The sequence below is a fragment of the Bacteroides caecigallinarum genome, from assembly GCF_021530995.1.
Classification (GTDB): Bacteria; Bacteroidota; Bacteroidia; order Bacteroidales; family Bacteroidaceae; genus Phocaeicola; species Phocaeicola faecigallinarum.
The window spans coordinates 1-22,753 of the sequence record NZ_JADYTF010000012.1; the positions used below are offsets into that span (position 1 = coordinate 1).

The window sequence follows — 22,753 nt, forward strand, 5'->3', positions numbered from 1 at the left end:
ATAAACTTATAAAAAATTATTACCGACAACAATATGCTGCCGGTAAATATTTTATTGCCTTTATTCATATGAATATACCAATGGAAGCCTTTGGAATCATTCTACCGTAAATCATTTTAGAGGAAAGGTAATGATAAAACCGGATATTCTGTTAAAATCACTCCATTGATTTGATTACTATGTGTTTGTATCACGATATTTATCAAAATCTCCGGATTTCAAGATTACTATAGCCTAATGCGCATGATTCTGATACAGTTGTTCCCAGTTTTATACCCATATTCATTCACAAACATAACTTTTTCTTGCATATATCGTAAATACTCTGTACTTTTGCGCCCGAATTAAAAAAAGAAACAGAGATCATTAACATGCGATGCCGTGAATAGCGGCCGTGTATTCTAGAACACCACGTAAAAAACAGGAACGATGAAAAAAGAAAATCTCGTATCAGTACCTTTCATGGTCTTGGGTATTGTGTTTTGTGTCTGCCTCGTGGCAGCCAATCTTTTAGAGGCCAAAGTCGTACAATTCGGTCCGATTTCCGTAACTGCCGGACTGATAGTTTTTCCAATCTCTTACATTATCAATGACTGTATTGCCGAAGTCTGGGGCTTCCGCAAGGCGCGTCTTATCATCTGGATGGGTTTCCTTATGAACTTCATGGTCGTAGCCCTCGGTAAAGTGGCAGTGGCTCTTCCTGCGGCTCCTTTCTGGGAAGGCGAACAGGCATTCGATTTCGTGTTTGGTCTTGCTCCGCGTATCGCGGCTGCCAGCCTGACTGCTTTCCTTGTAGGCTCGTTCATCAACGCTTTCGTTATGAGTAAGATGAAGATTGCTTCGCACGGTAAGAATTTCTCTGCCCGTGCCATTGTTTCAACTTTGGCCGGTGAGGGTGCAGATTCAATCATTTTCTTCCCGTTGGCTTTCGGCGGACTGATGCCGGTGAACGAACTGCTGAAGATGATGGCGGTGCAGGTAGTCCTGAAAACGCTGTATGAAATCATCATTCTCCCTGTGACTATCAGGGTGGTGAACTACATCAAGCGTGTGGACGATTGTGATGTGTATGATGAGAATATCTCGTATAATGTACTGAAAATTAAGGAGATTTGATTATGACAATGAATAAGGAGGCCGCACTGGTAGTTTTCAGTGGCGGCCAGGATTCTACTACTTGCCTGTTCTGGGCAAAGAAACATTTCAAGGAAGTTTATGCGCTTAGTTTCATCTATGGTCAGAAACATGTGAAAGAGGTGGAACTGGCGAGAGGAATTGCCGAAAGGGCAGGGGTGCATTTTCACGCAATGGATGTATCGTTCATCGGTCATCTTGGCAAGAACTCTCTTACTGATACTTCAATAGTGATGGACGAGGAAAAACCGGAAGGCTCTTTCCCTAATACTTTCGTGCCGGGAAGAAATCTTTTCTTCCTCAGTATAGCTGCTGTTTATGCGCGCGAGCATGGCATCAGTCATCTGGTGACAGGAGTTTCGCAGACTGACTTCAGCGGTTATCCCGACTGCAGGGATTCGTTTATCAAATCGCTCAACGTTACTCTTAATCTTGCTATGGACGAGCAGTTCGTTATTCACACTCCGCTGATGTGGATAGACAAGGCACAGACATGGGCTTTGGCTGACGAGCTTGGAGTGCTTGACCTGATAAGAAACGAAACTCTGACATGCTATAACGGGGTGCAGGGCGACGGATGCGGACATTGCCCGGCGTGTAAGTTACGTCGCGAGGGACTTGAAAAGTATTTGAGCTCGAAAAATAAATTATCTGCTTTTTATTACTGATTTCCGATAAAGAATGTTTATCTCCACACGAACGTGATGAGATCTCCACACGGCCGTGTCGAGTTCTCCACACGAGCGTGTCGAGTGCTCCACACGAACGTGTGGAGATAATTGTTTGCGGACATTATATCGTATAAAAGGAAAAATTATATATAAAATGGAAAGAAAAGAAGAACTGACGCTGCTTGGCGGTAGCACTGTATATCGTCAGGACTATGCTCCGGAGGTACTTGAGGCTTTTGCAAACAAGCATCCGGAGAATGATTATTGGGTACGTTTCAACTGCCCTGAGTTTACAAGTCTTTGTCCTATCACCGGACAGCCTGACTTTGCTGAAATCCGTATAAGCTATCTGCCTGACGTGAAGATGGTGGAAAGCAAGAGTCTGAAACTCTATCTGTTCAGTTTCAGAAATCACGGAGATTTTCATGAGGACTGTGTGAATATAATCATGAAGGACCTTATCAAACTGATGGACCCTAAGTATATCGAAGTTACCGGTATATTCACTCCGCGCGGAGGTATATCTATTTATCCTTACTGCAACTACGGACGTCCGGGAACGAAGTATGAGGAACTGGCTGAGTACCGTATGCGCAATCACGATTTGTAATTTTATTGTTAGAAATTTCTTTAGAGGGTTTTATTAAATATCAATAAGCAGTATAAAAATCCGGTAAGAGAAGATTCTGTCTCCTCTTACCGGATTTTTTATACTGTATTCTTTATTACATATCTTCCATTGAGAGATCCTTGTAAGATATGTCATATCCCTTGAACTCGCCGGTGGCACGCAGGAAAGCTGCTGCCTTCTGTTTAAGCACCTCCATATCGATATTTGCGGATTTACGTTTTATTTCGAAGAATGTAGCTTTATTGTTTAGCTCATTTTCCGCCACGATGTCAATCTCATTTTCTCCTTTGCGGTCCCACCATCCTCCAATCCTTGTATATATCTGGTGTTCAATCAGTACTCGCCTGAAATAACGTTCAAGCATCAAACCGCTGAATGTTTCGTAGTCTCTGTTTATAATTGTTTTTAAGCTTTCGTAGTTTTCTATTTCCAGCATATAACTGTATTTGTAGATAAAGCGGAACCAGAACATAAAGAAATTGTCTTCTATAGTATAGCGGACATTTTTTGTGGAGCTTTTTTCAAACAGAGGTTGTTTTTTTGCAATTACCTCGTACTCGTTTTCAAGTTTGGTCAGATAACCGCCAATTTCTCTACCTACTACGTTTTCTATTTCTGAACGTGAAGTTTTTCCCCTTGCTATGGCTGATAGTATTGAAAAATAAATGCCATAGTCTTTACCGAATTCCTCTATAAGTATTGCTTTGCCTTCACCTAGAAAAATTGAATCACCCTTTACAATTTGATCCAACATTCTTTCTTTTGTTGTAGCTCCGGCATCTATAAGTAACTGTACATACTTTGCCACTCCTCCAGTGAAAGAATATAGAGCCAAGAGGTCTTCTGCAGTGTAACTGGTGTTATAGTCTGTTAAAATCTCCTTTAGAACTGCTGGTGTAAATGGCCGTAGAGTCATTAAACGTGTCTGTCTGTTATATAGTGGTTCCTTCCTGTCTTTGAAGATTTTTGTCATCATTGAATAAATAGACCCGCAGACAATCAGGTTTATATGGGCTTTCTGGCTGTACATATCCCAGATACGTTGCATGTCACTGTACACAGACTTGTTTACACGAAAGAATTCCTGAAACTCATCGATAAACAGCGTGATGGGACGTTCTATGGAGAGTTTCATCAGAAACTCAAATATATCTGCAAAATGCTCTGTGCGTCCGATAGTTGGGATTCCCAACTTGTTTTCAATTTCAAGCCGATAATCTTCACACAAGTCACTTTCAGCTTTGCGAGCAACGAAAAAATAGAGAATAGGTTCATCTTCATATGCTTTCCATATAAGGAATGTTTTACCGATACGGCGTCGCCCTGTTACAACCGTGAATTGTGCATTATTTTTTGCCATTTCACGAATCTCACGCAGAGATGCGATTTCTTTTGTTCTATCAAAAAATTTCATATCCTTATTTGTTTATTTTCTATTTCCGAAATGACCGTTTCCGAAACAGCCGTTTCGCTACTGCAAATATAACGTGTTTTAATTAGTCCGGAAATGAGATTTCTATGATAACTCCAGTCCGAACTCTTCTTTCAGTTTCAGCAGATTAGGATTTTTCTTGCTCATCATCTGGAAACGTTCCACATGGCTGTAGGCTCTGATATTCTCATCGGCTGCACTTACGCGGACGGTCATCCTGATTTTTCTGTTGTGAAGCTGTTCTCTCAAGTGATTCTCTATCTTCGGTGCCAGCTGCTGCATGTATTTCTGAACCATTTCGTTATCTACCGCCACTTCGAATGTAGTCTGGTCGTCAAGAAGTTTCGGCGACATGTTCATCATTCGTCCTGCATTAGCTTTTTCCTCTTTGGGAAGTCGGGTGGCAAACTCTCTCCAGTAGTAGTTCAGGTCTTTTTCATACACATCGTAGTCTTCCCATTCCTTTTCTGCCTGCTGGACTTGTGCTGCAGGTTTCTGCGCTACGGCCTCCTCCAGATGCTGTGGCCTTTTCTTTATTGACGGTCCGAGTATTCCCGCTTTTACTACAGGTATTTTCTTCTCCTGGGTAACTTTCAGTCCGTCGGGCAGCTTATGCATCTGCTGTTGGGCGGGGTTGTTGCCGTATTGTGGTTGAGGCTCTGAAGTGTTCTGCTGTACCGGTTGCTGCACGTTCTGTACATTAGCCGGTTGCTGAGTTATCGGTTGCTGCTGGGCTACGGGTTGTTGCTGTGTTGCTGCCGGAGCAGTCTGCTGGTTGAAGATAGGTTTTATCACTTTAGGGCTACGCCCATTGCCGGCATCATCTTCTTCGGATGTTATCTGTGCCAGCTGTATCAGTGTCAGCTCTACCAGAAGCCGTTTGTTCTTGCTCTGTCTGTAGTTCAGGTCGCAGTCGTTGCACAGTTTCATTGCCTTGTAAAGGAATTTCTGTTCGCATTTCTGTGCCTGAGCCTTGTATCTTTCTCTGATTGAGGCGCCTACTTCCAGAAGCTGGAGTGTCTGTTCGTCGCGGCTCACGAGGAGGTCTCGGAAGTGTGAACTCAATCCGGTGATGAAGTGATTGCCGTCGAAACCTTTCTTCAAGACCTCGTTGAACAGAAGCATACATTCCGATACCTTGTTTTCCAGAATATAGTCTGTCAGTTTGAAGTAATATTCGTAATCAAGTACGTTGAGGTTTTCGATGACACTCTTGTAAGTGATGTGCCCGTTGGAGAAACTTGTTACCTGGTCGAAGATTGACAAGGCATCACGCATACCACCGTCTGCCTTTTGTGCTATCACGGTCAGCGCTTCAGGTTCGACGTCTATACCTTCTTTCTGTGCCACTCCCTGAAGATGTTCCACTGTATCGGTCACACTGATACGACTGAAGTCGTATATCTGACATCGGCTCAGAATAGTAGGCAGGATCTTATGTTTCTCTGTTGTGGCAAGAATGAAGATGGCATGATGAGGCGGCTCTTCAAGGGTTTTCAGAAAAGCATTGAAGGCTGCTGTAGACAGCATGTGCACCTCGTCGATGATATATACCTTGTATTTGCCTATCTGTGGCGGGATGCGTACCTGCTCTATGAGCGAGCGTATGTCTTCCACAGAGTTGTTTGATGCGGCATCCAGCTCATGGATATTGTATGAACGCTGCTCGTTGAACGCCTTACATGATTCGCATTCGTTGCAAGCCTCTCCGTCAGGTTTCGGGGACAGACAGTTGATGGTTTTAGCAAAAATACGTGCGCATGTGGTTTTTCCTACTCCTCGCGGTCCGCAGAAAAGGTAGGCGTGGGCCAGCTTGTTGTTGGCAATGGCATTCTTCAGAGTCGTTGTGAGTGCACGCTGTCCTACTACGGTATCGAATGTGGCAGGGCGGTATTTACGTGCTGATACAATATAGTTGTCCATAATCAGGATTGGTTTTTCTTGTTTTGTTAAGTTATGACAAAGATAATTATTTCTGCCGACAATTCATTATGCTGTATGAAAGAATTGGGGCTTACAGCATTTATTCTTATATTTGCACCAATAAATATTCTTTATCATGAAAGAGAAGCTGGAAAATATATGGAATTTTGTGCGTCTTCACAAATATGGTGTCACATTGGCTGTATTTGTGCTGATAATTGGTGTTCTGGATGAGAACAGCTGGGTTCGCCGTTTGGAACATCGCGCTGAAATAAACAGACTGAATACAGAGATAAGGCATTACAGAAAGCAGTTTGAAGAGGACAGCAAGTTGCTGAAGGAAATCTCTACCAACCCGGAGGCACTGGAGAAAGTGGCGCGCGAAAAATACATGATGAAGAAGGAGAACGAGGATATATTTATATTTGAGCAGGATTTGGAAGATGAATAAGTTGGATAATATAATAGCAATATCAGGAGCGTTTGTGTTGTTTGTGGGACTGATGTTGCAGTTCGTAAAGTTTGAATACGCACCGTATATTTACATTGTCGGGGCACTGATGTTCGGGTGGATTCAGGCAAAGACAGGAAGATATTTTGGCAAGAACATAGTTCTCAGACGGTTGAAACGTCAGCAGTTGATAGGGGCTATGCTGCTTGTTATAGCAGGTGTGATGATGATTGTCTGGCATCATAACGAATGGATTTTATGCCTGAGTGTAGCAGCTGTGCTTGAACTATATACAGCTTATCGTATTCCGTACGAGGAGAAGAAAGAAGAATAAAATGACATTCAGAAAATATTAAAGAGCCGTTCTATGCAAGTATTGTGTAGAGCGGCTCTCAAATTTTATATCAGTTTGTTGCCTTGAATATAGGAATACCTCCCTGTTCGTCGGGATTGAAGGCATACCATATATAATGGTCGTTGTCATCGACAGGCAGTTTGCAGAGACGCAGACGTTCGTCGTATGTTCCGTAGGCGACTTCCCATGAATCTGGAGATGTGACATGTTTTGTCCTTATCGCTTCTGCAGGTTCTTTCTTGAGCGACATTCCTGCCTCTATCCATGCCTGAGTGGCGGACAGTGTGTATTGCGGATAATTACTCTTGCAGAACTTGTAAAGAATTATTCCTCTTCTTTCCAGTCCCATAGGCTGGTCTATTACTCCGATGTTTGTAAGATGTTCAAGGAAACGATACAGGAAGTCGTCGTTTTCCACTATCAGTCGTCGTGTCAGTTCCTGCCATGCCTTGGTATTGTAGAAACCGTCCAGAAGTCGGGACAAGAGTCTGGCTGTCTGCAGTTCGTCCGATGTAATATCGTTTGTCTCAAGCACCTCGTATGGAGGTAGGGGAGAATATCTTATTCCAAGCTTTTCCGCTCTTCTTCTCATTTCAGTTCCGGGAAGCAGTTTCAGTGATTCCAGTTGTATTTCTCCTGCATTAAGTCCGGCAAGAGTACGAACGTCTTCGAATATCTCGCTCAGATGATAGTGGGGCAGTCCTGCTATAAGGTCTGCATGTGTTTCCATATTCTCCAGTGAGCATAGGAACTTCAGCCCTTTCATCGCATCCTCAAGTTTTCCGGCGCGACGGCTTGTGGTCAGTACTATTTCTCTCAGGCTTTGTATTCCGGCCTCAAGATGCAGAAGTCCTTTGGGCATTGATCTCAATTCTGCTTTCAGTTCCTCTGAAAGTAATGCCGGATGTATTTCAAGATGGAAATTTATATCCGGGTATTCACGGAACAGGGATACCAATGCTTTTGCATAGCGGGTGTTGTAGTTGAAAGTACGGTCCAGCACTCTTATGTTCTTGATTCCGTGACTGTGAATGATTTCTATTCTTTCTCTGATGGTGTCTATACTTAGATTTCGTACGGGTTTGTCGCCACCGCTTACACAGAATGCACAGGTGTTGAAGCAGCCTCTTGTAGTCTCCAGTTGTACGAAAGGTTTGTCCCAGTTGAACAGTTCGCTTTTTTCAGGATATTTCAGGGCGGTAAAATCGCTCACTCTTGCCATACCGTTGTCGTGGTATTCTCCATTATCGTCAATATAGCAAAGTCCGTCAATGTTTTCCCATTCTTCCTTATTGTCGAAATGCTCCATCCATTGCTTGAAACCGGTTTCGCCTTCACCTCTGAAAACCGCTTCTATAAAATCATTCGTTGTAAGGAATTTTCTGTTATCTCCAAGAAATTCCGGACCTCCTAGGATTATCCTGCATTGTGGCAGCAGAGATTTTACGCGGCATGTTATATGCAATAGCGCTTCGTGGTTGAAGAGCCAGCATGTAGATGCTACAATATCAGGTTTGTGTTTATAGATTTGTTCTGCCACCATTCCCGGGTTCTCGTTGATGGTAGCCGAAACCTTTACCCACACAATGCTTTTGTCGTCTGCCATCTGTGCATGCAGAGCCGGAAGTGCAAGTGATGAATGTGCATACGAACTGTTTAAGTCCAACCAGAGTAATTTCATACTATAAAAGATGAGAGTAAACTATTATTACAAAAGAAAGCGAAGAACCACAATAAGCCGTCTGTATCAGGCTTTATGATTCTTCGCTTAATATTTTTATCGTGCGATGAATATTATTGAATCAGATACTGTGAACTGATTGATTCGTTAGTCATCACGCGGCGGATAGTTTCAGCGAACATATCTGCAATTGAAAGCTGTTTAACCTTAGCGCAACGGTTTGCATAAGGAATACTATCTGTGAATACAATTTCTTCCAATTGAGAGTTCTGTACACGTTCAGAAGCAGGACCTGACATTACGCAGTGTGAAGCAATAGCTCTTACTGAGTTTGCTCCGGCTTCTTTCATGATGTCGGCAGCCTTAGTGATTGTACCGGCTGTATCAACCATGTCGTCAATAAGAACAACATCTTTTCCTTTTACGTCACCGATAATCTGCATTGAAGCAACTACGTTAGCTTTTTCACGAGTCTTATGGCAAAGTACCAAAGGAACATCAAGGAACTTGGCATATGTGCTTGCACGCTTGGAACCACCAACGTCAGGAGTAGCGATTACAAGATTTTCCAGATTCAATGACTGAATGTATGGGGCAAATATTGTAGATGCATACAAGTGGTCAACAGGAATATTAAAGAAACCCTGAATCTGGTCAGCATGAAGATCCATTGTAATCAGACGGTCAATACCTGCTACACTTAATAAATCTGCTACTAATTTTGCGCCTATAGAAACACGCGGTTTGTCTTTACGGTCCTGACGAGCCCATCCGAAATAAGGGATTACAGCGATGATGCTTTTTGCTGAAGCGCGTTTGGCTGCATCAATCATAAGGAGCAATTCCATAAGATTGTCAGAATTTGGGAATGTAGACTGTACTATGAACACATGCTGACCACGGATTGACTCTTCGTAAGATACGGCGAACTCTCCGTCAGCAAAGTGAGTAATCTTCATGTTACCAAGTTCGCATCCTAAACTGTTGCAGATTTTTTCTGCCAAGTATCTCGAGTTTGTACCAGAGAATACTTTAAAAGGTGATTGTACGTTCATTGTAAATAGATATATTGCCTTGATTTGTTTGCAAAGTTATACCATTTATACAAGTATGTCAAACGTTTTGTCGGAAAATTACAATAAGTATTTAGTCGGCAAGTCGTTTTAACTTTCTGAAATGGTCTATAAGTTCTTGATAATTGTTGTCAAAACTATGGTTGAATTTGGACCAGAGCCCTCCCATAATGGCTGCGCCTCCGAATCCAAAATCCTTTACTCTAAGAATATTTTCTTCATCAATACCGCCTAAAGCAATTACCTTCTTGTCAATAATATCGGCTTTTACAGCTTCACGTATTGCTTCGGGAGTGAATTTTGAAGAATAACCCTCTTTGGAGATACTGTCGAATATCGGACTGAGAAAAACATAGTCGCAAGTCTTTTTGTCTTCCTGCACTTCTTCGAGTGTATGACAAGAAGCACTTATATGACCGGAGTAATTATCCGGAGCGATAGGATTGCGGCTGTTCAGATGGATACCTTTCAACTTATATTCATTGCATAAGTAGAAATGGTCGTGTATAACTATTTTCTTATGATATTTTTCCGGGATGAGTGTAAGCAGTCTTTCTGCGTAAACCGCTTCTGTTCCGGGTTTGCGAAGATGTAATATGTCTAACCCTTCTTCGAAGAGTGCATTTAGTATTTGGTCCTCCTCTACAAAATATTCTGGAGTTGTTATCAATATCAGTTTCATGTGTGTACCACTAAATCTGAGTGCAAAGTTAGTAACCAAATCGTAATATTCCTAATGTTTATAATAAAATCGTATTTGTTTGCAGTGTTTTCAGGTCTATATACCATAGTTTGCCTGAAAGAGTTTCGCCAAAACCGCAGATTATCTTGATTACTTCGTTTGCCTGCACACAACCTACCAGACCCGGCGTTACTCCGATCACTCCTTTTGGAGGGGCCGGCATTGACAGCATTTCTTCCTCATCGGGAAACAGGTCTCTATAGTTTCTTCCGCCCTGGTAGTTGAACACGGATACCTGCCCGTCAAAAGCTCTAATTGCACCATAGACATATGTTTTCCCCAGTTTGACACAGGTATCGTTTATGATGTAGCGTGTCATGAAATTATCGCAGCCGTCAACCACAATATCGTATTTGCCGATTATCTCTTCGGCATTTTCTTTTGTCAGGCGTGTGTTGTATGCGTCTATTTTAATCTGACTGTTCAGAGCATTCAGCCTTTTCTGGGCCTGAATGGCTTTCGGCATTCCTACTTCGGCTTCGGAATACAGGACTTGTCTTTGCAGGTTGCTCTCGCTTACCACATCATCGTCTATCAGACCTATGTTTCCCACTCCTGCACCTGTAAGATATAATGCTATAGGCGAACCAAGACCACCAACACCTACAATAAGTACCTTAGCATTTTTTAGTTTCTCTTGCCCGCTTTCTCCTAATTCCGGTAGAATGATTTGTCTGTTGTATCTTTCCATCTTTATATTAAAGTAAAAAAATACCGGCGGCATCGGATACATTATATCGAAGCCGTCGGTACTGAATTTGCGTAATCAGACAGCCTTTCCTGTCTTTATGCAGTCGAACGATGCATCCCAGTCTTTCCATACCGGTTCACGTCCCAATGCTTTTAAAGCTTTGTCTATTTCTACGGCTGTGCGTTCATCGCTTACATGGAATTGCTCAAGTGCCTGAGGATATGTGTAATAACCTCCAGGTTCAGTCTTGCTCTCAGCACTCATGGTTGTTACACCGAGTGAGGCCATGTGGTCGCGGATATATGCCGGTTCGCGTGTAGAGTAGGAGATATCTACATCGTGGTCGAATATACGCATGGCGAAAGTAACCTGTGCCAGTTCCTTGTCGCTCATGATGACATTGGGCTGGAAACCTTCATTCTCTGCCGGACGCATACGCGGGAAGTTAACACTGTATTTAGTCTTCCAGTAATGCTTCTGCAGATAGCGTAGATGGTATGCCATCATGGTTACGTCTGTACGCCAGTCTTCAAGTCCGATAAGTACCCCCATACCGATGGAGTGAACACCGGCCTGTCCCATACGGTCGAAACCGTTTACACGCCAGTCGAATTTAGACTTCATGCCTCTTGGGTGGTAGATGTTGTATCTGGCCTTGTTGTATGTTTCCTGGAAACAGATAACTCCGTTCAGTCCGTGTATCACCAGCTCGGCGTATTCCTCAGTCTTTAAAGGCATCACCTCAATCTTAAGATTTGAGAAGTAAGGCTTTGCCAAGTCAAGTGCTTTGGCTATGTATGGGACACCTGCCTTTGCCGGATTCTCACCTGTTACGATAAGCAGATTCTCGAACGGGCCAAGTTTCTTTATGGCTTTATATTCGTTCTCTATTTCCTCCGGTGTAAGTATTGTGCGTGCCATAGGGTTGCTGATGTGGAATCCGCAATACACGCATGAGTTTGTACATGAATTTGTTATATACAATGGTATAAACATAGACATTGTACGTCCGAAACGTTCTTCAGTATATTTCTTGCTGAGTCGCGCCATCGGTTCAAGATATTTTTCGGCAGCCGGCGAGATGAGTGCCATAAAGTCATCCACGTCGCAGCGGCTTTTACCGAGAGCACGTATAACGTCTGCCTCGGTCTTGGAGTAGATGGCTTTGGTTGTTTCCTCCCAGCTTATTTTTTCAAGTTCGTCACTAAACATGTTTCTTAGTTTTAAATATTCTTTAAATCGCGGCTAAGCTTCATCGCGCAGAAGTTAGGACCGCACATCGTACAGTATTCACCGTCTGTATGACGGCCTTCGTTGAAATATTCAAGGGCACGGTCCGGGTCCAGTGAAAGATGGAACTGGTCGCGCCAACGGAATTCATATCGGGCCTTGCTGAGTGCGTTGTCGCGAATCTGTGCTCCCGGATGTCCTTTTGCAAGGTCGGCAGCATGAGCGGCAATCTTGTATGTGATGACACCTGTACGAACATCCTCGCGGTTAGGCAAGCCGAGATGTTCCTTTGGAGTCACATAGCAAAGCATTGCAGTACCCAACCAACCAATCTGAGCAGCACCAATAGCTGATGTGATGTGGTCGTAACCAGGAGCGATATCTGTTACAAGCGGGCCGAGTGTATAGAACGGAGCATTGTGGCACGACTTGATCTGGCGTTCCATGTTCTCCTGTATCTTGTGCAAAGGTACATGTCCCGGTCCTTCGATGAATGCCTGTACGTTTTTGTTCCATGCGCGGAGTACAAGTTCACCCAATGTGTCGAGTTCTGCAAACTGAGCCTCGTCGTTGGCATCGTAGATTGAGCCGGGACGAAGACCGTCACCCAATGAAACTGCTACGTCATATTGAGCAAGGATATCGCAAATCTCGTCGAAATGTTCATAAAGGAAAGACTCCTTATTATATATCTTACACCACTTGCTCATGATACTTCCGCCACGGCTCACGATACCGCAAAGACGCTTGTCGGCAAGATGTACATTGTGCAGACGTATTCCGGCATGGATAGTGAAGTAGTCAACACCCTGCTCGCACTGTTCTATCAGTGTATCCTTGTAAATCTCCCAGTTGAGGTCTTCCACTTTACCGTTTACTTTCTCCAAAGCCTGATAGATAGGCACAGTACCTACCGGAACAGGACAGTTGCGTACAATCCATTCGCGGGTTTCGTGTATATTGGCGCCTGTAGAAAGGTCCATCAGTGTGTCGCCACCCCATTTGCAGCTCCATACAGCCTTGTCCACTTCTTCGTCGATGCTTGAAGTAGTGGCAGAGTTGCCGATGTTGGTATTTATCTTCACAAGGAAGTTGCGTCCTATAATCATAGGTTCCGCTTCAGGGTGATTGATATTTGCAGGCAATACGGCACGTCCGGCTGCAATCTCGTCACGTACAAATTCCGGAGTGATATATGTTTCGATACCAAGTTCGCGGCAGTTCATGTTCTCGCGGATGGCAACGTATTCCATCTCCGGAGTTACGATACCCTGCTTGGCATAGTACATCTGAGTACAGCACTTACCTTCCTTGGCACGGTATGGCAATGCGATATGTTCGAAACGGAGATGGTCTAGCGACTTGTCGTCACGGCGCATCTTTCCGTATTCTGAAGTGATTGAAGGCAACTGTTCCACATCGCCGCGTGATGTAATCCAGCTCTCACGCATACGTGGTAATCCTTTCTTCAGGTCTATCTCAATATTAGGATCGCTGAAAGGCCCGCTTGTATCATATATATATACAGGGGCATTCGGTGTCATCACTTTCTCGCCGTCAACGATGTTGACAGTAGGAGTGAGGTTTACTTTCTGCATACCTACTTTTATGAAAGGGAACATTGTACCTTGCATGTAGGCCTTTTCTGCATGGGCGTATGCTTTTTTATCTTTTTCGTTGTCCATGTAAATTGTAAAGTTTATTCGTTTAAGAATGAAGTTAAAGGAGATGAAGCAGAAGCTACGAGGTTGTCAGCCTGGATACCCAATCCTGCTTCGTAAGCGCGGCGACCGGCGATGACTGCTTCCTTGAATGCTATGGCCATTTCCACTGGATTACGTGCAACGGCGATTGCTGTGTTTACAAGGCAGGCTGCTGCACCCATTTCCATAGCTTCGGCAGCATGGCTAGGAGCACCTATACCGGCATCAACTACTACAGGAACGTTGCTCTGTTCTATGATGATGCGAAGGAAATCACGAGTCTGCAAACCTTTGTTAGTGCCTATTGGAGCGGCAAGAGGCATGACAGTAGCGGCACCTGCTTCTTCCAGACGTTTGCAGAGTGTAGGGTCGGCCTGGCAATAAGGAAGGACTACGAAACCGAGTTTCACCAGTTCTTCTGTTGCTTTAAGTGTTTCTGTTGAGTCCGGCAACAGGTAGCGAGGGTCCGGATGAATTTCCAGTTTCAGCCAGTTGGTTCCGAATGCCTCACGGGCCATCTGTGCCGCGAAGACAGCTTCTTCCGCTGTACGTACACCTGAAGTGTTTGGCAACAGCTGTATATGAGGATGAACGATATGGCGCAACATGTCGTCTTCCTTGTCTTCAAGTTCGATACGTTTCATGGCTACAGTAACCATTTCTGTGCCGGATGCCAGGATGGCTTCTTCCATCTGCTGGTTTGAGTTGAATTTTCCTGTTCCCAGGAAAAGGCGGGAATCGAATTCACGACCCGCAATAATAAGTTTTTCCATATATGTTATGAGTTTTTGAGTTCTTAAGTTTATGAGTTTTTAAGTTTGGAGGATGTCTGTGTGTTGATAAATTTATAGTTTCATATGTCTAACAACTAAAATCTAACAACCAATGACCATCTTCACAATCCTACCTGTCTCTTCCACCGGATTTTCAGCCCTGAGTATAGTTCCGCTCAGTGCGATGCCTGTCACACCGGTTTGCATTATTTCCGGAATGTCATCAATAGTGATTCCGCCTATTGCAACTATCGGGAGGTTGATACATTCGGCTTTCATCTGATTTGTTATGGAACGGTAGCCCTCAAGACCTAATATCGGACTTAATTTCTTCTTGGTAGTTGTGAAACGGAACGGACCGCATCCTATGTAGTCGGCTCCCGAAAGATAATGAGCCTTTACGTCGTCGAAAGTATTTGCTGTTCCACCTATAATGAAATCATTTCCCAATATCCTTCTTGCTTCAGCTATAGGCATGTCGTTCTTTCCAAGATGCACACCATCGGCTTTCAGCTTCTTGACGAGTTCCACACGGTCGTCTATAATGAAAGTCGCGTTATGCTGTCTGCACAACTCTTGAACCTTTACGGCAATGGCTTCCACCTCCTCGTCGGAAGCGTCCTTCATACGTAGCTGAACCCATCGGCAACCGCCTTCGAGAGCCATACGTGCAGAATCCAGATAAGAATACTGTTCGGTGAAATGAGTGATGAACTGAAGTTTGAATGCTTTAGTATCCATGTCATTATCCTCCGCAAGCTGCTTTTATGATGACAAGACTGTCGCCTTCCTTGATTTCCTGTTCAGCCCACTGGCTGCGAGGTATCATACGGTTGTTAAGAGCAACTGCCACTCCCTGCTCAGGAAGTTTAAGCTGTAGTGCAAGCGATGCAACATTATTGCCTTGAGTGAGTTCGGTCTCTTTGTTGTTTACTTGTATTTTCATAAATGACTTGTTTTAAAATGTTAGTCAAAGCAAACACAAAGAGAATGTAAGAATTACAGTTTGAGAGAATATCTTATGACGGATGTCTTTTTTGAGGACAATCCCTTCGTCGGTATTAACCGCATCAGGTTCATAGGGTATAATCTCAGCCCGGGTTTTATTCTTTGGGCACCCCTTTGTCTTTACTTCGGACGCAAAGTTAAACAAAAGATTCAAAAAGCGGACAATAATTTATATTTTTTACGATACCTCTTGATATTCAGAACGTAAATGATACACCTGCTAGGAATTCACGCGGACGAAGTGTGAAGCGATAATAATTCCGCTCGATAGAGGAGACAAACTCACGCTCGTAAACGGATTTTCCTAAAATGTTATTGGCTTTCAGTCGAAATTCCAGTCTTTTATAAGTATAACTGGCCGCAAAGTCAGTAAACCAGGAATTTTCGTTGGTTTCCAGTGATTGGTGACAGGCATTGGAAACACTGAACATCAGTTTCTCTGTAACAGGGAAATTAAGGTCTATGCTATGCTTCAGTTGGTTGACGCGTGAATCGGTAGAAGGTGAGTGCATGCGGTTCTGTTGCCATAAAGAACGCAACTCTACCGAAAACCATGATAGCGGACGGCCTGAATATGAAATGACTGCAGAATAGCTGTCCATGTCATAGTCTGTAAGCGTTCCGCCATAAAGTAGGGCATCCTGATTGCGCATGTATGTACCCGAAAGTGTCAGAAGACTCTTCCATGCACTGAATGATTTGCTGAGCCGTGAAGTAACCAGATACATATCGGCATGGTGAGGTGCAGCAGTCAGGCTACGTACCAGCACTTCATTACCTTCCGTCAGACGGCTTTCGTAGGCTGTTTTCTTTTGTGCTCTTCTGGCCGTTGCAGAGACAGAGAAGAACAGTCCCTTGATAGGGTGGCTGTACTGATAGTTCATCGTGACACGGTGATTGCTGTTGGCTTCCGGAGCATGTGTATTATCTACTATTGTGCGATAAGAGGTAAAAAGATATCCGGAATATAAATCCCTCAAATCTTCCAACTGCTTGCCGTATTGATAAGTCATACTTATAAAGGAAGTACCTGAAAACGTATATTTCAAGAACAGCTTCGCATCAGGATAGAACTCACCCTGGCGCAGTACGTCTTTCGGCTGTCGGAACCTTATATCCATTCGCTGGAGTTTGGCTTCAGCTTCCATCTTGAAGTCAGATGTCTGATAGTTCAATCCTAAACCTAAATGTGGAAGATAGCGGTTGAAGCGTTGTGACGGTAAAGTCTCACTATTGCCTACATGAGCTGAAAGTGATTGGAAAATACCCTGGAAACCAACCTCATAGTTGGCATACATACCGAAGAATCTGTGACGGAAGTCAGCAGTAGTATATGTCTGGAAAGATGTATAGTCCACACGCTGATTCTCACCGGAGTAAAGGGAAAGTTCCTGCGGGTGATAATTATATCCGTTTACTGAAGAAACAGACAGATACCTATCATTCGAAAGTGGGAGCTTTATATCGAGTATATCCGAAAAATACCTTCTGTCCGGAGAAGAAGAAAGTTGCAACCGGTTGTCATTCCATACTGTGTTGCTTCTTGAGTCCAGCCAGTCGAATGAAGCCTTACTTTCATTTTTCAGATAAAGTTCCTTGCGGTTGATTTCCACATTCAGACTTGCATCCAGCCTGTTTCTTCGTTCGTGAAGGGAATGACTTTCAATCAAGGCACCGGACGCATTTTCTGCCAGAAGATAGTTGGTCTCCACCCAGTTGTTACGTTCGGCTACATCATTGAAGTAGCTTACCTGGGCACGTAGCGTACTCTTTGGAGCAAGTTGGAAAAGATGGTTCGTTGCTACCAGATGCGAGCGGTTGAAACGGTATCTGTTCTGGTCTATGTCCGGCCTTTGTGTCGTGACAGAAGAAATCAAAGCATCCTCTTCCGTAGTACGTTTTTCCAACAGATCGGAAAGCCGTATCGGATTGATCTCGTTATACAGGTCGAGACCTGTGTTGTCGTTCTTGTAGAGTGAAAGAGTCTGGTATTTTTTCTTGAAGAGCATGGCAAGCAGACGATTGCTATATAGCATGTCATCGGCATTTGCTCCCAAACCTACATCGGCAGTGCCCACGAGATTCATCTTGCTGTCATCTTCCAGAATCAGGTTGATGGCAGCCTGCTCACTGAAAAGTTTTCCTTTCAAAAGTTCAATTGGTTGATGGTTTTGCAGTACTTCTACAGCTTTCACTCTCTTGCGTGATATGTTATTCGAAGCCAAAGCGTAACGGTCGTTCATCAAGTCCATACCTTCTATGTAAAACTTGTTGATGTTTTTCCCCTGGAAACTGATCATTCCGTCCGGTTTTACCTCTATACCTGGCATCTTGGCAAGAACGTCGGCGATGCTCCTGTCTTGAGGTTGGGCAAATCCTGCCACCGAATATACCAGTGTATCCTGTTTTTGCTGAATCCTCTGTGCAGATACTTTTACAGTTTGTAGCTGATAAACCTCTTCCTGAAGCAACACATTGTATTCAGACTGTCCCGGAACGATTTTCACTGTTTTTCTCTTGAACCCTAATGCCTGAAAAGAAAGTAAAGCAGGTTGCAGCTTTGTTTCCGGTACCTTGATTTCAAACCGTCCTTTCTGGTCGGTAATGGCATAACTGATAATCAGACTGTCGGAAGATAGCACGCAGAGAGATACTCCATCAATAGTCTTGCCGGAGTCCTGATTGACAACGGTTCCCACATAGCTTTGGCTGAAACCTGAAAGAACGTTCAGTATCAGAAAGAAAATGACAGTATATCTTTTCATACAAATCATACCTGCTTACATGGTTATACAATTTTGAGCCAAAAAGAAATTCAAGACTTATTAAGGCTGTTTCTCAAAGAAGTTGATTTGTTTCTTTCTGCTTTTCAGCGGTTTGCCGTCTGCACCCATGATTTGCAGATTTCTGCCTGTTATGGCTTTCAGTCCGCTGTTGGGATCTTTCTCATAATTCTGGCGGAGAGTAAGGAATTCTTTGCGGGTGCAACGTATGATTTGTTTTGTATCAGGTTCTTTTAGGGTTTCATAAAAGTTTTTCAGTTCAATTGCCTTGAAGTGGAAAATTCCTTCTGTATCTACAGCTTCAAGTATCAGCCCCGGCAATCCTCCTAGAAGCCATGGACCTTCGGCAACAGGTATTTGAGGTGTGAACCATACTTCCCAAGTACGACCGTCAATAGTTGCGGTAGCTTTTTGGCAAGTGTATCCCAACAGTTCTTTGGTTTCCGGAACAATGTTCCATTGCAGTGAAGGGAGTTTTTCTTCATAACAATACATTTTCACTACTTTGTCATAGCACTTGTAAGTACCTTTGGCAGGACTGTTTTTATAATATTCAAAATATTGATGTGTTCGTGGCATATCTGCCTGTTGGTTTATTATTTCATTGGCAGTCATACCTATACGTAACATACTGTCGCGCGATGTGCGGATAGCTCTTTCGTAAACACTGTAAAAAGCTGATTTCCCATCCGGGTAAATATCAAGTGCAAATTCATCCTGACGGATATCCTTGGGCTTAGCAGAATCTTTGATATAGTTTTCCAAATATATGCATCGGATAGAATTGTTTGAAGACTGTGCATGCAAGCTGATAGTGTAAAAGGTGGAAAGTAAAGCAAAAAGTAAGTATTTTCTCATATATATATATTAGATGTTAGTGAATATGTGTCAAAAGTAATATTTTTCTTTGTATTTTATATTGAATAGAAAAGAAAATTTTTTGTTGAAGACACAAATTATAGTATAATGAGGAGGGTCCCTTCGTTGCCTTACATAAAAAAGTACATCATGTTTTTATCTAACGCTCTGAAAATCAGTGTGCCGTCGTTTTACAATGTACATCGCTCTGTTTGTTGTAATGTATTGTAATACTATATTTTTGCATTCGAAAATAAGTATGAAAAAAGCCTTTTCAGAAGCTTTTAAAAAACGTGCCAGTATTTTTTTTGAGTATTCTGTAAGCTTGCTCAGATGTTAATTTCAGGAGAATATTAATTGAATAAAATAAATTTGTTTATGAGGTTTATTAAAGCATCAGTTCTAAGATTTACTATTGTTATTTTTCTTTTGTGCGGTTTTGTTTCACTTTATTCACAGGACATGAATGAGAAGCGATTATGGTTAGTAGAACTCAACGGTGCATTGACCAGTCAAAGTTCATGGGAGGTTGAACCTTCGGTTACTTTTCTGCCTATAGACTATGTAGGCCTGGCGGCGGGCTTGGTGTTTATTTCTCCGTATCCGTCGAAATCTTTAGGTGGAGTTGCTGTAAACAAACAACTTAGGTGGAGTGAAACCAATGACAATTCGGTAAGTTACTTTTTTGCTTTCCGTCCTGCTTTGCGTTTGAATTCCCCAAAACTATGGATAGGTAAAGACAATGACTATGCCCTATATCTTTCTGTTTCGCCCGGACTGACAATACCTCTTCCTTCCGACAGAAGATTCACCATTGATTACTTTCCAAACCAGCAGGGAGAATGGTCTGCAATAAAAAGAGAAGAGGTGACAAACAGTGGTGCAAGAAAGGTATATTACAATGTCCGTACAGCCGTATCATTGGAAATAGATGAAAGGTTAGTGTTCTCGGCAGGTTACACTTTCTCTGATTTTGATATTTATGGCGGTAGCAGGAATATTACAGTCGAAGGAAGTAAGCTTTCATTACCTAAAGTCAGTATGATGCATTCGGTATTTGTTGGTATTGGTGTTCGTTTTTAAATTGTATATTTATGTAACTATTTGTACTGTTATTCTGTAAAAATATATCTTTTATCAATTAAATATTGCATATTGCTTGCATATTTCAATTTTTATACCGAATATTGCACAACTTTAATTAAAAACAGTGCTGTAGTGGATTTTTGATAGTCAAATTCTACTATTGATGATAATAGTATAATGAAATGCTTATTTATCTGACAGACTGTATAAAGTTTTGAGCTTTAATTATAAAAGGTATTTACATAATAAATAGGATTTAGTTACTATGATGTATGATTTGGAAATGATGAAACAATTTTATGTTTCATATAACGGTAAAGTACAGGATACACGTAAAAAATTAGGTAGGGCATTGACTTTGGCAGAAAAGATTTTGTATAGCCATCTCTACGATGCGAATTCCATCAAGTGTTTTGAGAGGGGAGTGGACTATGTGAATTTCCGTCCTGACAGGGTAGCCATGCAGGATGCCACTGCACAAATGGCATTACTTCAGTTCATGAATGCGGGAAAGAGTGTTTCCGCAGTGCCTGCCACTGTACATTGTGATCATCTTATACAGGCATATAAAGGCGCTTCTGTTGATTTGCCTGTAGCACAGACAACCAACAAGGAAGTATATGATTTTCTGAAGAGTGTAGCATCGAAATATGGAATCGGTTTCTGGAAGCCGGGAGCAGGAATCATACATCAGGTCGTTTTGGAAAATTATGCATTCCCGGGAGGAATGATGGTAGGTACGGATTCGCATACACCGAATGCCGGCGGTCTTGGAATGATTGCCATTGGTGTAGGGGGTGCCGATGCCGTTGACGTGATGACCGGTATGGAATGGGAATTGAAGATGCCGAGAATAATAGGTGTACACCTTAAAGGAAAACTGAACGGATGGGCAGCACCAAAGGATGTTATCTTAAAGCTGGCAGGAATACTGACTGTCAAGGGTGGTACAAATGCCATAATAGAGTACTTTGGGGAAGGTACTTCTTCAATTTCGGCCACGGGTAAAGCCACTATCTGTAATATGGGAGCTGAGGTAGGAGCGACTACATCTGTATTCCCGTTCGATGGTGAAATAGTGGAATATCTCAGAGCTACTGGACGTGCGGAAGTTGCCGATATGGCATTAAAAGTTTCGGACGACCTGAAAGCGGATAATGAAGTTTTGTCATCACCTGAAAAGTATTACGACAAGGTGATAGAGATTGACTTGTCGGCATTGGAACCGTATCTTAATGGTCCGTTTACACCGGATGCGGCGTGTCCGCTCTCTGAGTTCAAGGACAAGGTCATTGCAAACGGTTATCCTCAACGTATGGAAGTAGGACTTATCGGTTCATGTACAAACTCTTCATATCAGGATTTGGGAAGAGCTGCCTCATTGGTAAGACAGTTGAAAGACAAAGGTCTGAAGATGAAATCACCATTGCTGGTTAATCCCGGTTCGGAACTTGTGTACTGCACATCCAAACGTGACGGAATGATTGCCGATTTTGAAGAAGCCGGTGCCGTAATAATGACAAATGCCTGCGGTCCTTGTATCGGTCAGTGGAAACGTGAGACAGATGATCCTACAAGACCGAATTCCATTGTGACTTCGTTCAACAGAAACTTTGCGAAGCGTGCCGACGGCAATCCTAATACACACGCTTTCGTTGCATCGCCGGAGATTGCTACAGCCTTTGCCATAGCAGGAGATTTGTGCTTTAATCCTATGACGGATGCTCTGATTAATGATAAGGGCGAGCAGGTGAAACTGGATGCCCCTACTGGTGACAAGCTCCCTGTGAAAGGATTTACAGTTGATGATAATGGTTATGTAGCTCCTTCTGCTGACGGATGTAATATTGAAGTTATCATTGATCCGAAATCAGAACGTCTGCAGAAGCTTCAGCCGTTTGCTCCATGGGATGGTAAGGATTTATTGGATATGCCTCTGCTTATCAAGACCAAAGGCAAGTGTACCACAGACCATATCTCAATGGCAGGTCCATGGCTTCGATTCCGCGGACATCTTGAAAATATCTCCAAGAATATGCTGATGGGAGCTGTGAACGCATTCAATGGTGAGACGAATAAGGTTTGGAACTCAGCGGACGGCAGTTATGGCGAAGTGTCGGCTGTAGCCGGCGGATATAAGGCTAAGGGTATTTCATCAATCGTAGTGGCAGAAGAAAACTATGGTGAAGGTTCAAGCCGTGAACATGCTGCCATGGAACCTAGATTCCTCAACGTAAAGGTTATCCTTGCAAAGAGTTTCGCACGTATCCACGAAACAAATCTGAAGAAACAAGGTATGCTTGCGCTGACTTTTGCCGATAAGGATGACTATGACAAAGTGCAGGAACATGACAGAATTTCAATCGTTGGGCTTGAATCATTCGCGCCTGGACGTAATCTAAAAGTGGTATTAACTCATGAAGACGGTACTCAGGATTCTTTCGAGGCTGTACATACATATAATGAAATGCAGATTGAATGGTTCAAGGCTGGTTCGGCACTTAATACATTTAGAAAATAACAATCAA

Annotated in this window: 20 protein-coding genes and 1 riboswitch; of the genes, 7 read left to right on the top strand and 13 right to left on the bottom strand. The window is 43.0% G+C overall.

The window, feature by feature from the left end; genetic code table 11:
• The first annotated feature begins 429 nt into the window (after positions 1–429).
• The 3 genes from I6E24_RS03145 to queF all read left to right on the top strand — a co-directional run bounded on the left by I6E24_RS03145 (position 430) and on the right by queF (position 2,415).
• On the top strand, positions 430–1,116 hold the full coding sequence (locus I6E24_RS03145; protein WP_235326149.1) for a queuosine precursor transporter: 687 nt from the start codon (positions 430–432) through the stop codon (positions 1,114–1,116).
• 8 nt (positions 1,117–1,124) lie between these two features.
• Entirely contained in the window at positions 1,125–1,802 is a 678-nt protein-coding gene (gene queC / locus I6E24_RS03150) for a 7-cyano-7-deazaguanine synthase QueC (protein WP_235326212.1), read from the top strand.
• A 157-nt stretch (positions 1,803–1,959) separates the two neighbouring features.
• Positions 1,960–2,415, top strand: coding sequence for a preQ(1) synthase (queF, locus tag I6E24_RS03155; protein ID WP_235326151.1), 456 nt, complete (start codon positions 1,960–1,962; stop codon positions 2,413–2,415).
• Positions 2,416–2,530: 115 nt separating this feature from the next.
• On the opposite strand, the gene I6E24_RS03160 is transcribed toward queF, so the two are convergent.
• Together I6E24_RS03160 and I6E24_RS03165 are read right to left on the bottom strand one after the other, a co-directional pair.
• Positions 2,531–3,850, bottom strand: a complete 1,320-nt coding sequence (locus I6E24_RS03160; RefSeq protein ID WP_235326153.1) for an ATP-binding protein — start codon at positions 3,848–3,850, stop codon at positions 2,531–2,533.
• A gap of 102 nt (positions 3,851–3,952) precedes the next feature.
• Positions 3,953–5,791: a DNA polymerase III subunit gamma/tau gene (locus tag I6E24_RS03165; protein ID WP_235326155.1), complete on the bottom strand. Its 1,839-nt coding sequence runs from the start codon at positions 5,789–5,791 to the stop codon at positions 3,953–3,955.
• Between the two features lie 136 nt (positions 5,792–5,927).
• Between I6E24_RS03165 and I6E24_RS03170 the strand changes: the two genes are divergently transcribed.
• The gene (locus tag I6E24_RS03170) at positions 5,928–6,242 is read left to right on the top strand and encodes an FtsB family cell division protein (RefSeq protein ID WP_235326156.1); all 315 of its coding nucleotides are present in this window, start codon (positions 5,928–5,930) and stop codon (positions 6,240–6,242) included.
• Positions 6,235–6,576 carry a hypothetical protein gene (locus I6E24_RS03175; protein WP_235326158.1) on the top strand — a complete coding sequence of 114 codons (342 nt, stop codon included), beginning with the start codon at positions 6,235–6,237 and terminating at the stop codon, positions 6,574–6,576. The genes I6E24_RS03170 and I6E24_RS03175 overlap by 8 nt, the downstream gene beginning before the upstream one ends.
• Positions 6,577–6,646: 70 nt before the next feature.
• Here I6E24_RS03175 and I6E24_RS03180 read toward each other — a convergent pair whose 3' ends face one another.
• The 11 genes from I6E24_RS03180 to I6E24_RS03230 all read right to left on the bottom strand — a co-directional run bounded on the left by I6E24_RS03180 (position 6,647) and on the right by I6E24_RS03230 (position 19,139).
• Complete coding sequence (locus I6E24_RS03180; RefSeq protein ID WP_235326160.1) at positions 6,647–8,278, bottom strand: B12-binding domain-containing radical SAM protein; 1,632 nt, start codon at positions 8,276–8,278, stop codon at positions 6,647–6,649.
• Between the two features lie 113 nt (positions 8,279–8,391).
• Positions 8,392–9,333 (bottom strand): ribose-phosphate pyrophosphokinase, encoded by a 942-nt coding sequence (locus tag I6E24_RS03185; protein WP_204402394.1) that lies wholly within the window; start codon positions 9,331–9,333, stop codon positions 8,392–8,394.
• Positions 9,334–9,424: 91 nt separating this feature from the next.
• Positions 9,425–10,033 (bottom strand): thiamine phosphate synthase, encoded by a 609-nt coding sequence (locus I6E24_RS03190; protein WP_204402393.1) that lies wholly within the window; start codon positions 10,031–10,033, stop codon positions 9,425–9,427.
• A 58-nt stretch (positions 10,034–10,091) separates the two neighbouring features.
• Entirely contained in the window at positions 10,092–10,784 is a 693-nt protein-coding gene (locus I6E24_RS03195; protein WP_235326161.1) for a HesA/MoeB/ThiF family protein, read from the bottom strand.
• Between the two features lie 75 nt (positions 10,785–10,859).
• Positions 10,860–11,996, bottom strand: coding sequence for a 2-iminoacetate synthase ThiH (gene thiH / locus I6E24_RS03200; RefSeq protein WP_235326163.1), 1,137 nt, complete (start codon positions 11,994–11,996; stop codon positions 10,860–10,862).
• A gap of 11 nt (positions 11,997–12,007) precedes the next feature.
• Positions 12,008–13,699 carry a phosphomethylpyrimidine synthase ThiC gene (gene thiC, locus I6E24_RS03205; protein WP_235326165.1) on the bottom strand — a complete coding sequence of 564 codons (1,692 nt, stop codon included), beginning with the start codon at positions 13,697–13,699 and terminating at the stop codon, positions 12,008–12,010.
• Positions 13,700–13,713: 14 nt separating this feature from the next.
• A complete protein-coding gene (locus tag I6E24_RS03210; protein WP_235326167.1) occupies positions 13,714–14,490 on the bottom strand; it encodes a thiazole synthase in 777 nt (258 codons plus the stop codon).
• Between the two features lie 102 nt (positions 14,491–14,592).
• Positions 14,593–15,231, bottom strand: a complete 639-nt coding sequence (locus I6E24_RS03215) for a thiamine phosphate synthase (protein ID WP_235326169.1) — start codon at positions 15,229–15,231, stop codon at positions 14,593–14,595.
• A 4-nt stretch (positions 15,232–15,235) separates the two neighbouring features.
• Positions 15,236–15,436: a sulfur carrier protein ThiS gene (gene thiS, locus I6E24_RS03220; RefSeq protein WP_235326171.1), complete on the bottom strand. Its 201-nt coding sequence runs from the start codon at positions 15,434–15,436 to the stop codon at positions 15,236–15,238.
• Between the two features lie 84 nt (positions 15,437–15,520).
• A riboswitch (TPP riboswitch) is annotated at positions 15,521–15,622 on the bottom strand.
• A 73-nt stretch (positions 15,623–15,695) separates the two neighbouring features.
• The gene (locus tag I6E24_RS03225; protein ID WP_235326173.1) at positions 15,696–18,263 is read right to left on the bottom strand and encodes a carboxypeptidase-like regulatory domain-containing protein; all 2,568 of its coding nucleotides are present in this window, start codon (positions 18,261–18,263) and stop codon (positions 15,696–15,698) included.
• A 60-nt stretch (positions 18,264–18,323) separates the two neighbouring features.
• Positions 18,324–19,139 carry a GLPGLI family protein gene (locus I6E24_RS03230; protein ID WP_235326175.1) on the bottom strand — a complete coding sequence of 272 codons (816 nt, stop codon included), beginning with the start codon at positions 19,137–19,139 and terminating at the stop codon, positions 18,324–18,326.
• A 378-nt stretch (positions 19,140–19,517) separates the two neighbouring features.
• Here I6E24_RS03230 and I6E24_RS03235 point away from each other — a divergent pair, with 378 nt between their 5' ends.
• Together I6E24_RS03235 and I6E24_RS03240 are read left to right on the top strand one after the other, a co-directional pair.
• Entirely contained in the window at positions 19,518–20,222 is a 705-nt protein-coding gene (locus I6E24_RS03235; protein ID WP_235326176.1) for a hypothetical protein, read from the top strand.
• A gap of 268 nt (positions 20,223–20,490) precedes the next feature.
• Positions 20,491–22,746, top strand: a complete 2,256-nt coding sequence (locus I6E24_RS03240) for an aconitate hydratase (protein WP_235326178.1) — start codon at positions 20,491–20,493, stop codon at positions 22,744–22,746.
• The last annotated feature ends 7 nt before the right edge of the window (positions 22,747–22,753 follow it).

Coding starts and splice junctions, on each gene's coding strand:
- I6E24_RS03145 (WP_235326149.1), top strand. CDS start 430: ATGAAAAAAGAAAATCTCGTATCAGTACCTTTCATGGTCTTGGGTATT.
- queC (WP_235326212.1), top strand. CDS start 1,125: ATGAATAAGGAGGCCGCACTGGTAGTTTTCAGTGGCGGCCAGGATTCT.
- queF (WP_235326151.1), top strand. CDS start 1,960: ATGGAAAGAAAAGAAGAACTGACGCTGCTTGGCGGTAGCACTGTATAT.
- I6E24_RS03160 (WP_235326153.1), bottom strand. CDS start 3,850: ATGAAATTTTTTGATAGAACAAAAGAAATCGCATCTCTGCGTGAGATT.
- I6E24_RS03165 (WP_235326155.1), bottom strand. CDS start 5,791: ATGGACAACTATATTGTATCAGCACGTAAATACCGCCCTGCCACATTC.
- I6E24_RS03170 (WP_235326156.1), top strand. CDS start 5,928: ATGAAAGAGAAGCTGGAAAATATATGGAATTTTGTGCGTCTTCACAAA.
- I6E24_RS03175 (WP_235326158.1), top strand. CDS start 6,235: ATGAATAAGTTGGATAATATAATAGCAATATCAGGAGCGTTTGTGTTG.
- I6E24_RS03180 (WP_235326160.1), bottom strand. CDS start 8,278: ATGAAATTACTCTGGTTGGACTTAAACAGTTCGTATGCACATTCATCA.
- I6E24_RS03185 (WP_204402394.1), bottom strand. CDS start 9,333: ATGAACGTACAATCACCTTTTAAAGTATTCTCTGGTACAAACTCGAGA.
- I6E24_RS03190 (WP_204402393.1), bottom strand. CDS start 10,033: ATGAAACTGATATTGATAACAACTCCAGAATATTTTGTAGAGGAGGAC.
- I6E24_RS03195 (WP_235326161.1), bottom strand. CDS start 10,784: ATGGAAAGATACAACAGACAAATCATTCTACCGGAATTAGGAGAAAGC.
- thiH (WP_235326163.1), bottom strand. CDS start 11,996: ATGTTTAGTGACGAACTTGAAAAAATAAGCTGGGAGGAAACAACCAAA.
- thiC (WP_235326165.1), bottom strand. CDS start 13,699: ATGGACAACGAAAAAGATAAAAAAGCATACGCCCATGCAGAAAAGGCC.
- I6E24_RS03210 (WP_235326167.1), bottom strand. CDS start 14,490: ATGGAAAAACTTATTATTGCGGGTCGTGAATTCGATTCCCGCCTTTTC.
- I6E24_RS03215 (WP_235326169.1), bottom strand. CDS start 15,231: ATGGATACTAAAGCATTCAAACTTCAGTTCATCACTCATTTCACCGAA.
- thiS (WP_235326171.1), bottom strand. CDS start 15,436: ATGAAAATACAAGTAAACAACAAAGAGACCGAACTCACTCAAGGCAAT.
- I6E24_RS03225 (WP_235326173.1), bottom strand. CDS start 18,263: ATGAAAAGATATACTGTCATTTTCTTTCTGATACTGAACGTTCTTTCA.
- I6E24_RS03230 (WP_235326175.1), bottom strand. CDS start 19,139: ATGAGAAAATACTTACTTTTTGCTTTACTTTCCACCTTTTACACTATC.
- I6E24_RS03235 (WP_235326176.1), top strand. CDS start 19,518: ATGAGGTTTATTAAAGCATCAGTTCTAAGATTTACTATTGTTATTTTT.
- I6E24_RS03240 (WP_235326178.1), top strand. CDS start 20,491: ATGATGTATGATTTGGAAATGATGAAACAATTTTATGTTTCATATAAC.